This window comes from Nocardiopsis flavescens (assembly GCF_900141985.1).
Classification (GTDB): Bacteria; Actinomycetota; Actinomycetes; order Streptosporangiales; family Streptosporangiaceae; genus Nocardiopsis; species Nocardiopsis flavescens.
This window is the reverse complement of record NZ_FQZK01000012.1, coordinates 90,634-103,225: the sequence shown is the minus strand read 5'-3', so window position 1 is coordinate 103,225 and position 12,592 is coordinate 90,634. Positions and strand designations below refer to the sequence as shown.

Annotated in this window: 10 protein-coding genes; 4 read left to right on the top strand and 6 right to left on the bottom strand. The window is 72.3% G+C overall.

What is annotated here, in order from left to right; translation table 11 throughout:
- Window positions 1-2: 2 nt before the first annotated feature.
- The 4 genes from BUE45_RS19465 to BUE45_RS19450 form a co-directional block, all read right to left on the bottom strand.
- Entirely contained in the window at window positions 3-800 is a 798-nt protein-coding gene (locus BUE45_RS19465) for an HdeD family acid-resistance protein (protein ID WP_073380791.1), read from the bottom strand.
- A gap of 206 nt (window positions 801-1,006) precedes the next feature.
- Window positions 1,007-2,296 carry a citrate synthase gene (locus BUE45_RS19460; RefSeq protein ID WP_073380790.1) on the bottom strand — a complete coding sequence of 430 codons (1,290 nt, stop codon included), beginning with the start codon at window positions 2,294-2,296 and terminating at the stop codon, window positions 1,007-1,009.
- 695 nt (window positions 2,297-2,991) lie between these two features.
- A complete protein-coding gene (locus tag BUE45_RS19455) occupies window positions 2,992-4,617 on the bottom strand; it encodes a peptide chain release factor 3 (protein WP_073380789.1) in 1,626 nt (541 codons plus the stop codon).
- Between the two features lie 78 nt (window positions 4,618-4,695).
- Window positions 4,696-5,430 (bottom strand): TetR/AcrR family transcriptional regulator, encoded by a 735-nt coding sequence (locus tag BUE45_RS19450; RefSeq protein ID WP_073380788.1) that lies wholly within the window; start codon window positions 5,428-5,430, stop codon window positions 4,696-4,698.
- A 155-nt stretch (window positions 5,431-5,585) separates the two neighbouring features.
- On the opposite strand from BUE45_RS19450, the gene BUE45_RS19445 reads away from it, so the two are divergent.
- Window positions 5,586-6,743 (top strand): acyl-CoA dehydrogenase family protein, encoded by a 1,158-nt coding sequence (locus BUE45_RS19445; protein WP_073380787.1) that lies wholly within the window; start codon window positions 5,586-5,588, stop codon window positions 6,741-6,743.
- Between the two features lie 72 nt (window positions 6,744-6,815).
- Here the strand turns inward: BUE45_RS19445 and BUE45_RS19440 are convergent, their stop codons facing one another.
- Window positions 6,816-7,628, bottom strand: coding sequence for an NAD-dependent epimerase/dehydratase family protein (locus BUE45_RS19440; RefSeq protein ID WP_073380786.1), 813 nt, complete (start codon window positions 7,626-7,628; stop codon window positions 6,816-6,818).
- A 144-nt stretch (window positions 7,629-7,772) separates the two neighbouring features.
- Here BUE45_RS19440 and BUE45_RS19435 point away from each other — a divergent pair, with 144 nt between their 5' ends.
- The 3 genes from BUE45_RS19435 to BUE45_RS19425 all read left to right on the top strand — a co-directional run bounded on the left by BUE45_RS19435 (window position 7,773) and on the right by BUE45_RS19425 (window position 10,644).
- Window positions 7,773-8,954: a sensor histidine kinase gene (locus BUE45_RS19435; RefSeq protein ID WP_073380785.1), complete on the top strand. Its 1,182-nt coding sequence runs from the start codon at window positions 7,773-7,775 to the stop codon at window positions 8,952-8,954.
- Window positions 8,951-9,637: a response regulator gene (locus BUE45_RS19430; RefSeq protein WP_178378583.1), complete on the top strand. Its 687-nt coding sequence runs from the start codon at window positions 8,951-8,953 to the stop codon at window positions 9,635-9,637. The genes BUE45_RS19435 and BUE45_RS19430 overlap by 4 nt, the downstream gene beginning before the upstream one ends.
- A 68-nt stretch (window positions 9,638-9,705) precedes the next feature.
- Window positions 9,706-10,644 carry a glutaminase gene (locus BUE45_RS19425; protein WP_245833356.1) on the top strand — a complete coding sequence of 313 codons (939 nt, stop codon included), beginning with the start codon at window positions 9,706-9,708 and terminating at the stop codon, window positions 10,642-10,644.
- Between the two features lie 57 nt (window positions 10,645-10,701).
- On the opposite strand, the gene BUE45_RS19420 is transcribed toward BUE45_RS19425, so the two are convergent.
- The gene (locus BUE45_RS19420; RefSeq protein ID WP_073380783.1) at window positions 10,702-12,414 is read right to left on the bottom strand and encodes a serine/threonine-protein kinase; all 1,713 of its coding nucleotides are present in this window, start codon (window positions 12,412-12,414) and stop codon (window positions 10,702-10,704) included.
- Between the last annotated feature and the right edge of the window lie 178 nt (window positions 12,415-12,592).

Below are 12,592 nucleotides of genomic sequence, written 5' to 3'. Positions count from 1 at the left end.
CGTCAGCCGTCGGTGTCCGCGTCGCCGGGCTCGCCCCGCTCGCCGGGGGCGCGGTGGCGCCCGCTGGCGCGGCGCGCCGTCCCGGTGCCGTCGGCGTCCCGGCCGGTCGGCTCCGCCGAGGCGTTCGGGTCGCCGCGGTACCCCTCGCGGTAGCCCTCGGAGTACCCCTCGTCGAAGGGGCTCACCGGCTCCTCGGGCATCCCGGACATGTCGGCGGCGTCCATGCGGTCCGCGTCCGCGATCGTGTCGGCGGCGCCGCGCAGCCGGAATCCGGCCACGACCATGACCACACCGAAGATGAGCGCGTAGACGCCGACCACGAACACGATCGCCCGGGCCCCGGCCAGGGGCCAGAACCACAGCAGCAGGCCGAACACGACGGAGAGCGCCCCGGCGAAGATCAGCAGCCACTCGGAGCTGATGTGGGCGCGCAGGCGGACGGCGGTGACGATCTCCGCGACACCGGTGATGACGGCCCACACGCCGATCACGAAGACCAGCGCGATGATCGCGGCGACCGGCCAGATCAGGGCGATGAGGCCCATCAGGGCGCTGAGCACCGCCTGGACGACGAGCGGGGCGCGCGTCCCCGGGGCCGCGCGGTAGGCCGCGTATCCGAGCACCACGGCGTCCACGAGCGCGTACACGCCGAAGACGATCGCCAGGGCGACCGTGGTCAGTCCGGGCGAGATCAGGGCGATCAGGCCGAAGAGGATCGCGGCGGCCCCTCGCAGGACCACCGTCCACCAGTTCCGGCTCATGGCCCCGAGGATCTCCCCCGCCATCATGTTCCGCATCATCGTCGCCCCACCTCCCCGGCACGCCCCTGTCGGAGAGGGGCGCACCCTGCAACTTCCCTCAAAGTCGCACGCGAACGGCAGAGCATCCGCAAAATACTCGGAAAGGGACGGTTCTGTGCCGGTAAGGATAGTGAGGGCGCACGGACGACGAAGACGCCCGCCCCGTCCGGGGACGGGGCGGGCGGGGCGTGCGCTCCAGCCGGGTTCTAGCCCTGGCCCGGGTAGCGGCGCTCGGCGGAGCCGATGTAGTGCTGGCGCGGGCGCGCGATCCGGAAGGCCGGGTCGTGCAGCTGCTCGCGGTAGTGGGCGACCCAGCCGGGCAGGCGGCCGATCGCGAACAGCACGGTGAACATGTTGGTCGGGAAGCCCATGGCCCGGTAGATGACGCCGGTGTAGAAGTCGACGTTGGGGTAGAGCTTGCGCTCGGTGAAGTAGGAGTCGGCGAGCGCCGCGGCCTCCAGTTCGAGGGCCAGCGCGAACAGCTCGTCCGGGTCGTCGTGGCGGTCGAGGATCTGGGTCGCGAGGACCTTGATCTCCTTGCTGCGCGGGTCGAAGTTCTTGTAGACCCGGTGGCCGAAGCCCATGAGGCGGACCTCGCGGGCCTTGACGCGCTCCAGGAACTCGGCGACGGTGACGCCCGACTCGCGGATCTCGTCGAGCATCTCCAGCACGGCCTGGTTGGCGCCGCCGTGGGAGGGGCCGGACAGGGCGTTGATGCCCGCGGCGACGCTGGCGAAGATGTCGGCCTGCGAGGAGCCGACCGTGCGCACGGTGGCGGTCGAGCAGTTGAGCTCGTGGTCCGCGTGCAGGATGAGGAGCAGGTCCACGGCCTTGCCGAAGAGGTCGCCCAGCTCGCCCGCGGCGGCGTCGTCGCCGAAGGTCATCCGGATGAAGTTCTCGACGTAGCCGAGGGAGTCGTCCGGGCCGATCGGCTCGGCGCCGACGGAGTTGCGGTAGATGCGGGCCGCGATCGTCGGCAGCTTGGCCATCAGCCGGATCGTGGCGAGCTCGACCTGGGCCTCGTCGGAGGGGTCGACGCTGTCCGCGTAGTAGGCGGACAGGGTGTTGGCGGCGCTCGCCAGGAGGGCCATCGGGTGCCCGTTGCGGGGCATCGCGTCCAGGAACGCGCCCATCTCCGCCGGGATGTCGGCGTTCTCGCGCAGCTTGTCGGAGAACTCCTTGAGCTGGCCGGGCTCGGGCAGCTCGCCGTAGATCACCAGGTAGGCGACCTCCAGGAAGGTGCTCCCCACGGCCAGGTCCTGGATCGGGTACCCGCGGTAGCGGAGGATCCCGGCGGCGCCGTCGATATAGGTGATCTTCGAGCTACACGAAGCGGTGTTGCCGAACCCCGGGTCCAGGGTGGTCATGCCCGTCGAGCCCAGCAGGGTCTTCAGCTCGATGGTCTGCTCACCCTCGGTGCCGGTGAAAACCGGCAGCTTCAGCACGCCGCCCTCGTAGTGGAGCTCCACCGTGCGCTCTTTGTCGTCTTCGCTCATGCCCGAGGTCAACCTTTCCAGGCGGGGGATACGTGAGGTGCGTCAGACGCGGGACGGTCCGCCGCCACGTTCTTGATTCACTCGTTATTGTTCTGTTTTGTTAAACGACGATTAAGCAAAATCATATAAGTTTCACCGATTCACGGACAGGTGACATGCAACACATACCCAGATGTGAGCAGAATTACCGTGAGGTGAAGATTTACAATCTTTGCCAGATGTCGTTTACTCCGTGATCGCCCTGAGACGTCGCCGGACACCCGCGGGGTTCTCCCCCGGTGCGGCGACGCCCCTTGTGCCGGTCCCCTGAACACCCCGGACACCGCACGAACCACGCCGCCCGGGAGTCCTTCACATATCTGGACATACCCGGACGAGGCGGAGTGCGATCAGCTGTCCGAACGCGCCCTAGCGGCCAGCTATCAGAGTACCTTCGCCCTGATCACGGGCGTTGACGCGGGGTACCCCCCGTGCGGTGATCTTGGCCTCTGCCGCGGGAGCCGTCCCCCGCCCCGCGGCGCGGGGCGCTTCCTGGGCCGCCGCGGATGGGCAAAGAGTGTGCCCGCGGAACGGGAGTTCACACCCGTCGCGGCGGACGCGGCCGATTTCGCGCGCGTGTCCGCCGCACCGAGGGCCGGCCGTGCGAGAAGGGCGCCATTTCCACGCCCCGGTCCGGGCTATCGAAGGGAGGTGTGCTATTCGTCTTCGACGACGCCGCCGGCCAGCAGCGGTTCCATGAACAGCGAGGGGTGGTCGCGCTCGATCACCCGCAGCCGCCACTTGTTGTGCACCAGCACCAGCAGTTCCCCGTCGTTGCGGCGGCGCAGCACCTCGGCACCCGAGAGCGCGTGCAGGGTGGGCGCCGACTCCTCGTCGGTGCGCCGGGCCACCGAGTACTCCAGCGGGGAGACCTCGACGGGGCTGCGGAACTCCTGCTCCATGCGGTGCTTGACGACGTCGAACTGGAGCGGTCCGACCGCCGCCAGCACGGGGGCCTGCTCGCCCCGCACGTCCGAGGTCAGCACCTGCACCACGCCCTCGGCGTCGAGCTGGGCGATCCCCTTCTGGAACTGCTTGTACTTGCCCGCGTCCTTGGCCCGCGCCACCACGAAGTGCTCCGGCGCGAAGCTCGGGATCGCGGGGAACTCCACCTTGGCGCCGTCGTACAGGGTGTCACCGACCTTCAGCGCCTGGGCGTTGACCAGGGCGATCACGTCGCCCGGGAAGGCGGTGTCGATGGTGGAGCGGTCCGCGCCGAACACCGCCTGGGTGTACTTGGTCGCGAACGGGCGGCCGGTGGCCGCGTGCGTGAGGACCATGCCCCGGTCGAACCGCCCCGAGCTGACCCGGACGAAGGCCATCCGGTCCCGGTGGTTCTTGTCCATGTTGGCCTGCATCTTGAAGACCTGGCCGGAGAACGGGGCCTCCACCGGGCGCGGCCGCTCGTTCACGTCGCCCTTGGCCGCCGGGGCCGGCGCCAGGCCCACCACGGCCTCCAGCAGCCGGCCCACGCCGAAGTTGGTGAGGGCGGCGCCGAACAGCACCGGGGACGACTTCCCCGTCAGGAACGACTCGCGGTCGAAGTCGGCGCCCAGCGCCTCCAGCAGCTCCAGCTCCTCCCGGGCCCTCTCCCACGCCTCGCCCTCGACCTCGGCGGCCCGGTCGGTGTCCACGGCCTCCTCGATGGCCTTGGTCGCACCGCCCGGGGTGCGGGTCAGCTTGGTGTAGACGCCGCTGTCGCGGTCCACCAGTCCGCGGAAGTCGCCCGCGATGCCCACCGGCCAGTTGAGCGGGGTGGGGCGCAGGCCGATGCGCTGCTCGATCTCGTCCAGCAGTTCCAGCGGCTCGCGGCCGGGGCGGTCCCACTTGTTGACGAACGTGATGACGGGCATCCGCCGCGCCCGGCACACGTCGAAGAGCTTGAGGGTCTGCGGCTCCAGGCCCTTGGCCGAGTCCAGCAGCATGATGGCGCAGTCCACCGCCGAGAGCACGCGGTAGGTGTCCTCGGAGAAGTCGGCGTGGCCGGGGGTGTCGAGCAGGTTGAGGACGCGGCCCTCGTAGTCGATGCGCAGCGCGGCCGAGGTGATGGAGATGCCGCGGTCCTGCTCCATGTCCATCCAGTCGGAGGTCACGCCCCTGCGGTCGCCCTTGCCGTGGACGGCTCCGGCCGACGTGATCGCCGACGAGTGGAGTGCCAGCGCCTCGGTGAGCGTCGACTTTCCGGCGTCGGGGTGGGAGATGACCGCGAACGTCCGCCGTCGGCGGGCCTCCTCCGAGACCTCCGCCTCGTGCCGGGTCGCACCCGTCGTGTCCACACTCATGCGCGCTCGCCTCTTGGTTCTCTCCCGCCGACCAACCGTCCCAGCCTACGCGCGCCCGGGAGGCGCCCCGACCACCGGTCAGCCCCGGGGGCCCGCCTCGTCGACGGCGGCGGCCAGGCGGCGCACCAGTTCGTCGCGCCCCAGGTCGGCCGGGTAGACCGCGACCACGACCCGTTCGCGGGCGGGGGCCTCCCCGTCCGCGTGCAGCATCGGGCCCACCGCGCGGCGGACGAAGGCCATGGCGGCGTCGTAGCGCTCCCAGACCCGCGCGGGCTCCTGCCCGGGGTCGCGCAGCCAGCCGCGGAGCACGTGGTTGTGGGCGGCGATGAGGGCGGCGGCGGCCGCTCCGGCGGCCAGCGAGCGCTCCTCGGGCGCTCCCCCGCCCCCGCGGGCGGCCAGGTAGCGGCTGAACGCCGACTGGTAGCGGGCGGTCATCGCCACCTCCCGGTCGCGCAGCCGGGGGTGGACGCGGACCAGGCGGTACCGGGGCACGGTGACCTCGGGATCGCGCAGGTATCCGTCCAGGACCAGGCGGGCGGCCGAGAACACCGCGTCCAGGGGCGTGCCGGGGGCGGTCTCCAGGTGCCGGGAGACCTCGGCGAACAGCTCGTCGTGCTCGGCGAAGAGGATGTCCTCCTTGGTGCCGAACCGGCGGAACAGACTGCGCCGGCTCACCCCTCCGGCCGCCGCGACGTCGTCCATCGTGGTGGCCTCGAAGCCGTGGTCGGTGAACAGGCGGACGGCGGCCAGCACCACGTCCCGGGTGGGCACGCGGGCGGTCGCGCCCCCGGTGCCCGGCCTCTCGCGGACCATCGCCACCCCTCCCCCTCGGACGGAACCCCCGAAAGGTATCCGACTCCCGGCGGTGTACTTCGCACCCTCCACCCTCTACTCTGACACTAAATGCCACACGAGGGCACCGAGTGCCAACGATCGGGGGAGGGCGCCCCTCCCGCGGAGGAACGCAGATGAGCGACTTCGACCTGTTCAAGACCACCGAGGAGCACGAGGAGCTGCGCGCGGCCGTGCGCGCCGTCGCCGAGGACAAGATCGCCCCGCACGCGGCCGAGGTCGACGAGAAGAGCGCCTTCCCCCGGCAGGCCCTGGAGGCGCTGGTCGCCACCGACTTCCACGCCCCGCACATCGGCGAGGAGTACGACGGCGTGGGCGCCGACGCGCTGGCCACCTGCATCGTCATCGAGGAGGTCGCCCGCGTCTGCGCGTCGTCCTCGCTCATCCCGGCGGTCAACAAGCTCGGCACGATGCCGGTCATCCTGGGCGGCTCCGAGGACGTCAAGCGCCGCTACCTGCCCGAGGTCGCCTCCGGCGAGGCGATGTTCTCCTACGGCCTGTCCGAGCGCGAGGCGGGCTCCGACACCGCGGGCATGCGCACCCAGGCCGTGCGCGACGGCGACGACTGGGTCCTCAACGGGCAGAAGTCGTGGATCACCAACGCGGGCGTCAGCAAGTACTACACGGTCCTGGCGGTCACCGACCCCGAGGGGCCGCGCGGGCGCAACATCACCGCGTTCGTGCTGCACGCCGACGACGCGGGCTTCACCCTGGGCGAGCCCGAGCGCAAGCTCGGCATCAAGGGCTCCCCCACCCGCGAGCTGTTCTTCGACGGCGTCCGCATCCCCGGCGACCGGATCGTCGGCGAGCCCGGCGAGGGCCTGAAGATCGCGCTGCGCACCCTGGACCACACCCGCGTCACGATCGGCGCGCAGGCCGTCGGCATCGCCCAGGGCGCCCTGGACCACGCCGTGGCCTACGTCAAGGAGCGCAAGCAGTTCGGCCGGGCCGTCGCCGACTTCCAGGGCGTGCAGTTCATGCTGGCCGACATGGCGATGAAGCTGGAAACCGCCCGCCAGATGGTGTACGCCGCCGCCGCCAAGTCCGAGCGCGGCGACGCCGACCTGGCCTTCTTCGGCGCGGCGGCCAAGTGCTACGCCTCCGACGCGGCCATGGAGATCACCACCGACGCCGTGCAGCTGCTGGGCGGCGCGGGCTACGTCAAGGACTTCCCGCTGGAGCGCATGATGCGCGACGCCAAGATCACGCAGATCTACGAGGGCACCAACCAGATCCAGCGCCTGGTGATGGCGCGCCAGCTGCTCAAGAAGTAGCCGACGGACCGGACGCCCGGCCCCCGCTCCGCAACAGTGGGGGGCCGGGCGTCCTCCCCTGTCCGGGGCGCGTCAGAGGGTGGACTCGCGGGCGAAGCGGGCCAGGGGGATGGGTTCGCGCCCCAGGGCGGCGCGGACGTCGTCGGTGACCTCCGCGGCCCGGCCGCGGACCGCCGCGGCGAAGCGCTCGTTGAGGGTGTCGGTGTAGCGGTCGCCCCAGCCGCTGTCGGTGGCGCGGAAGTAGAAGCGCGACTCGTCCACCGGCTTGAACCGCCACACCGGGCTGTCGGTGCCCCTGGTCCAGCGCACCACGTTGCCGACGGTCAGCGGCTGCGGGCCGGTGAGCGTGTACTCCTTGCCGCCGTGGTCGCCCACGAGGGACTCCACCGCGGCGGACGCCACGTCGCGCGCGTCCACGAAGCTGATCTCGGTGCGCCGCTTGACCGGTAGCTCCAGGCGGCCGTTGCGGGAGCGGGCCAGCCCGGCGAAGGTGCCCTCGGTGAAGTCCTGGAACAGCCAGTTGGGGCGCAGCACCGTCACGCGGCCGAACAGCTCCTTGGCCTTGAACTCGGCGGCCCGCTGGTCGGAGTCGGAGGGCGCGTGCTCGGTGCCCATGGCCGCCATCACCACGGCCCGCTCCACGCCGGCCTCGGCGGCGCGCTCCAGGAACGCGGACACCCGGTGCCCCAGGGCCATGCCCACCGGGGTGACCACGAAGATGCCCGAGACGCCCTCCAGCACCCGCGGCCAGTTGGAGGTGTCGGTCCAGTCCAGGCGCCGTTCGGACGTGCGCGAGGCACCGGCGGCGGGCAGGCCTCGCCGCTTCAGCTCGGTCAGGACGCGTCGGCCCACCATGCCGGTGGCTCCGGTCACCAGAGTGCTCATCGACTCCACGGTACCCACGGCCGCGACGGAAGTGGACGATAACCGCGCGGACGGCGACCGAAGTAGGGAAGGCCACCGCCATCGGTATCGTCCCCGCCGCGGGGCGCACCCCCGCGGCCTGCCGGAACATAGACTCGCGCTGATATGAACACCGACGGCGGGCCGTACAAAAGGGATGTGCGCGACTGGATCGTGGATCTCTCCATGTTCCTGCTCGCGCTCGTCTTCGCGGCCACGGCGGTCCTGGACTTCCCGCCGCCGGGCCCGCCGACCGGCGACGCCGCACCGATCACCGTGCCCGGCCAGCCCACCTGGTGGGAGGCGGCCCAGCGGGTGGCGACCCTGGCCGGCTGCGTGTCCCTGTGGTGGCGCCGCCGCCGGCCGGTCGAGATCGCCGTGGCCCTGGTCGCGCTCTCGGTACTGACCGAGCTGGCCACCGGAGCGCTGCTCATCGCCCTGTTCTCCCTGGCCCTGCACCGGCCGCCCAAGGTCAGCCTGGCGGTCTTCGGCCTGGGGATCGCCTCGGTGGGCCTGGGCACCCTGCTGCTGCCCGACCCCCACCTGCCCGCCCTGGTGGCCTTCCTGCTGGGCGTGGCGATCCAGGGGGCGGTCATCGGCTGGGGACTGAGCATCCACCACCGGCGGGAGCTGGTGGAGTCGCTGCGCGAGCGCGCGGTGCACGCCGAGACGGAGGCGCAGCTGCGCGCCGAGCACGCCCAGCACCAGGTGCGCGAGGCCATGGCGCGGGAGATCCACGACGTGCTCGGGCACCGGCTGTCGCTGCTCAGCGTGCACGCGGGCGCGCTGGAGTACCGGCCGGACGCCCCGCCCCGGGAGATCGCCCGCTCGGCGAAGGTGATCCGGGAGAGCGCCCACCAGGCGCTCCAGGACCTGCGCGAGGTGATCGGCGTGCTGCGCGCCCCGGTGGGCGAGCTGCCCCAGCCGACCATGGCGGACCTGCGCCAGCTCGTGGAGGAGGCCGACGAGGCCGGAGCACGGGTGGCCTTCACCGAGGACTACGAGGGGACCGTCCCGGACCGGGCGGGGCGCACCGCCTACCGGATCGTGCAGGAGGGTCTGACGAACGTGCGCAAGCACGCCCCCGGGGCGGACACCCGCGTGTCGGTGCGGGGCGCGCCCGGGGAGGGGCTGACCGTGGAGGTCCGCAACGGCCGCGCCCCGGTGGAGGAGCGGCGGTCCGGCTCCGACGGCCAGGGGCTGGTGGGCCTCACCGAGCGGGTGTCGCTGCTGTCGGGCCGCCTGGAACACGGACCGCTGCCCGGTGGTGGCTGGCGCCTGTCCGCTTGGCTACCGTGGGCCGGATGAGCGAGGCGCAGCGCGACCCCCGGGACATCGGCGTGGTCATCGTCGACGACGACGCACTGGTCCGGGTGGGACTGGTGATGATGATGGGCGGGGCCCCGGACATCAAGGTGCTGGCCGAGGCGGAGGACGGCGGCAAGGTCCTGGACCTGGTCTCGCGGTACTCCCCGGACGTGGTCCTGATGGACATCCGGATGCCGACGGTGGACGGGCTGACCGCCACGGAGCGGCTGCGCGCCCTGGAGGACCCGCCGGAGGTGCTGGTGCTGACCACGTTCGACGCCGACGAGCACGTGCTGCGGGCGCTGCGGGCGGGCGCCGCGGGGTTCCTGCTCAAGGACACCCCTCCGGCGGAGATCGTGGAGTCGGTCCGCCAGGTGGCGCGGGGCATGTCGGTGCTCTCCCCCACCGTGACCCGGCGGCTGGTGCAGCGTGTCGGGGACAACGACGCCGAGGCCCGCGCGGACCGGGCGCGCGGGCGGCTGGCGTCGCTCAACGCCCGTGAGCTGGAGGTGGCGGTGGCCGTGGGCCAGGGCCGGTCCAACGCCGACATCGCGGCCTCGCTCTTCCTCAGCGTGCCGACGGTCAAGACCCACGTGTCGAGCATCCTCACCAAGCTGGGGCTCAACAACCGGGTGCAGGTGGCGCTGCTGGTGCACGACGCCCGCCTCGTCCAGGACGGCTGACCGCTCCCCGTGCGCCCCGGCACGCCATACTTCCCGTGACGGTCATGCCACGGGAAGGGAGGGGACCGGTGAGCGGTTCCGCACGAGACGACGAGGTCGACCTGGACGACGCCCTCACCGTCGTGATGGCGCGGGTCCGCCCGCACATCGGCGAGGGGCGGGTGGCGGACTACATCCCCGAGCTGGGCCGGGTCGACCCGGACCGCTTCGGGTTCGCGGTGGCGACGGTGGACGGGAGGGTGCACACCGTCGGCGACACCGACGTCCGCTTCTCCATGCAGAGCATCACCAAGGTGTTCACGCTGGCCCTGGTCACGCAGAAGGGCGACACGCACGTCTGGGACCGGGTGCACCGGGAGCCGTCCGGCAGCGCGTTCAACTCGCTCTACCAGCTGGAGTTCGAGAACGGCATCCCGCGCAACCCGTTCATCAACCCGGGCGCGATCGTGGTCACCGACGAGCTGCTGGCCACCACCGGGGACGCCTTCGCGTCCCTGCGCGGGCTGCTGCGCGCCGAGACCGGCAACCCCGGCCTGGACGCCGACCCGGTGACGGCGCGCTCGGAGCAGGCGACGGGCGAGCGCAACCGCGCGCTGGCCCACCTGATGGCGGGGTTCGGGAACATGCGCAACCCGGTCCCGGAGGCGCTGGACCACTACTTCCGGCAGTGCTCCATCACCATCACCGCCACGGAGCTGGCCCGGGCCGGGCTGCTGCTGGCCCGGCACGGGCGGCGGGCGGACGGGAGCCGGATGCTCGACCGCAACGCCGCCCGGCGCATCATGGCGATCATGCTCACCTGCGGCACCTACGACGCCGCGGGCGAGTTCGCCTACCGGGTCGGCCTGCCCTGCAAGAGCGGGGTGGGCGGCGGCATCCTGGCCATCGTGCCGGGGCGGTTCTCCATCGCCGCCTGGGGTCCGGGCCTGGACGCCAAGGGGAACTCGGTGACGGGCTCCCTGGCCCTGGACACCTTCACGCAGGCGACGAACTGCTCGGTGTTCTGAGCGCACGCGCGGGGCCCCGGGGAGAGGCGTCCCCCAGGGCCCCGCGCGTCCCGTGCCTCAGGCCGCGGGGACGAAGGTCTCCGAGAGCCGGTCGAGCAGCGCCCGGTTGAGGTCGGGGTGGTCGTTGCTGGCCACCAGGAACAGGGCGTAGCCCTTCTCCTCGGTGTGGAAGCCGCGGTTGATGCCGTGCATGCGCCCGCCGCGGCCGTCGTAGGTGAACTCCCAGTCGGCGGCGGTGATGTAGGAGTCGGCCCAGCCGCCCTCGATCTCGTCGATCCCGGTGCGCTCGTAGCCGGGGAAGCCGCCCCGGGCGTTGGGCTCCAGGTCGCGCCAGTCCTGGGCGGCGTCCGGGCCGGGGGCGTCGGTCTGGTCGATGAGCAGGTACCCGCCGTCGGGGTTGTCGAAGTAGACCATGTGCCCCTGGCGGCGCAGGGTCCAGTCCTCGGGGTACTCCACGGTGAAGCCGCTGGAGTCCTCGTGGACGGCCAGCCCGCCGCCCCAGGGGTCCTGCTCCTCCTCGGACTCCTCCTCCGGCTCCCCTTCGGGCTCCTCGTCCGGGGAGGCCTCCCCGCCGGTGTCGTCCCCCGCGCCCTCCTCCCCGGCGGGCGGGTCCGACTCCTCCTCCGGCGGCGCGGCTCCGGCGTCCTGGGAGACCAGTCCGGCGTCGGGCTCGCCGCCCCGGTTCATGCTGACGAACAGGGTGGCCCCGGCGACGACCACCAGCACGGCGAACACCGCGGCGACCACCGCCAGGCCGCGTCGCCGGGAGCGGTCCCGGCCCCCCGTGCGGCCCGCGGCGGCGGGGGGCGCGGGCGGCCCGGCGGCCGGCTCCGGGGCGGCCGGGGCGGAGGCCATGACCGCCTCCTCGGCCTCCGGCTCCTCGTCCGGCACCGGCGCGACCAGGGTCGGCGTCACCGGGGCGGCCGCCGCCGAGCCGCCGTCGCGGTCGCGCAGCTCCCGCAGCCGGGCGCGGACGGCGTCGACCCCGGGGCGGTCCTGCGGGTCCTTGGCGCACAGCTCCCGCAGCAGCGGCGCCATCGGACCGGCGTTGACGGGCGCCGGGAGCTCCTGGGTCACGATCGCGGTCAGCGTGGCCACCGGGGTGGGCCGGTCGAAGGGCAGGGTGCCCTCCAGCGCCTGGAACAGGGTGACCCCCAGGGACCACACGTCCGAGGCCGGGGTGGCGGAGTGCCCGTGGGCGATCTCGGGCGCGAGGTAGCTGGGCGAGCCGATGAGCAGCCCGGTGCTGGTCAGGTGGGTGGAGCCGTCCAGGTGGGCGATGCCGAAGTCGGTGAGCACCGCCCGGCCCTTGGGGTCGATGAGCACGTTGCCGGGCTTGATGTCGCGGTGGACGATGCCGCTCGCGTGCGCCTCCGACAGTCCGGCGGCCATCTGCTCGCCGATGTCGGCGACGCGCGCCACCGGCAGCACCCCGTCCTCCCGGATGAGGTCTCCCAGGGAGGGCCCCTTGACCAGTTCCATGACGATCCAGGGGCGCCCGTCCTCCTCCGCCACGTCGAACACGGTGATGATCGACGGGTGGCTGAGCTGGGCGGCGCTGCGCGCCTCGCGGAGCATGCGGGTGCGCAGGACCTCCACCTCGTGCGGGGGCAGGTTGGGCGGGGTGGTCAGCTCCTTGACCGCGACCGGCCGGTCCAGGAGGGTGTCGCTGCCCTTCCAGACCCGGCCCATGCCGCCCGAGCCGATGACCTCGTCCAGGCGGTACCGGTTGGCCAGGAGTCGACCGGAGTCGGCTTCCGAACTGTTCATGGGCGCGCAGTTCCTCTACGGGGGAAGGGCGTACGGGGGGTCTCGGGGGAGAAGGCCGTGCGGCGGAGGGGGAGTCGGAGAGAATTCTAGGTTCCCCCGGCGGTGCGCGACCCTCTTCGCGGGGGTGTCGGTCGCCTCTCCTTGAGGTGACATAACCCCGCAAACCACCCTGACATGC

Excerpts from the sequence above, each read along its gene's own strand:
- BUE45_RS19430 (WP_178378583.1), top strand. The coding sequence starts at position 8,951 with ATGAGCGAGGCGCAGCGCGACCCCCGGGACATCGGCGTGGTCATCGTC.
- BUE45_RS19420 (WP_073380783.1), bottom strand. The coding sequence starts at position 12,414 with ATGAACAGTTCGGAAGCCGACTCCGGTCGACTCCTGGCCAACCGGTAC.
- BUE45_RS19440 (WP_073380786.1), bottom strand. The coding sequence starts at position 7,628 with ATGAGCACTCTGGTGACCGGAGCCACCGGCATGGTGGGCCGACGCGTC.
- BUE45_RS19455 (WP_073380789.1), bottom strand. The coding sequence starts at position 4,617 with ATGAGTGTGGACACGACGGGTGCGACCCGGCACGAGGCGGAGGTCTCG.
- BUE45_RS19450 (WP_073380788.1), bottom strand. The coding sequence starts at position 5,430 with ATGGTCCGCGAGAGGCCGGGCACCGGGGGCGCGACCGCCCGCGTGCCC.
- BUE45_RS19465 (WP_073380791.1), bottom strand. The coding sequence starts at position 800 with ATGATGCGGAACATGATGGCGGGGGAGATCCTCGGGGCCATGAGCCGG.
- BUE45_RS19460 (WP_073380790.1), bottom strand. The coding sequence starts at position 2,296 with ATGAGCGAAGACGACAAAGAGCGCACGGTGGAGCTCCACTACGAGGGC.
- BUE45_RS19435 (WP_073380785.1), top strand. The coding sequence starts at position 7,773 with ATGAACACCGACGGCGGGCCGTACAAAAGGGATGTGCGCGACTGGATC.
- BUE45_RS19445 (WP_073380787.1), top strand. The coding sequence starts at position 5,586 with ATGAGCGACTTCGACCTGTTCAAGACCACCGAGGAGCACGAGGAGCTG.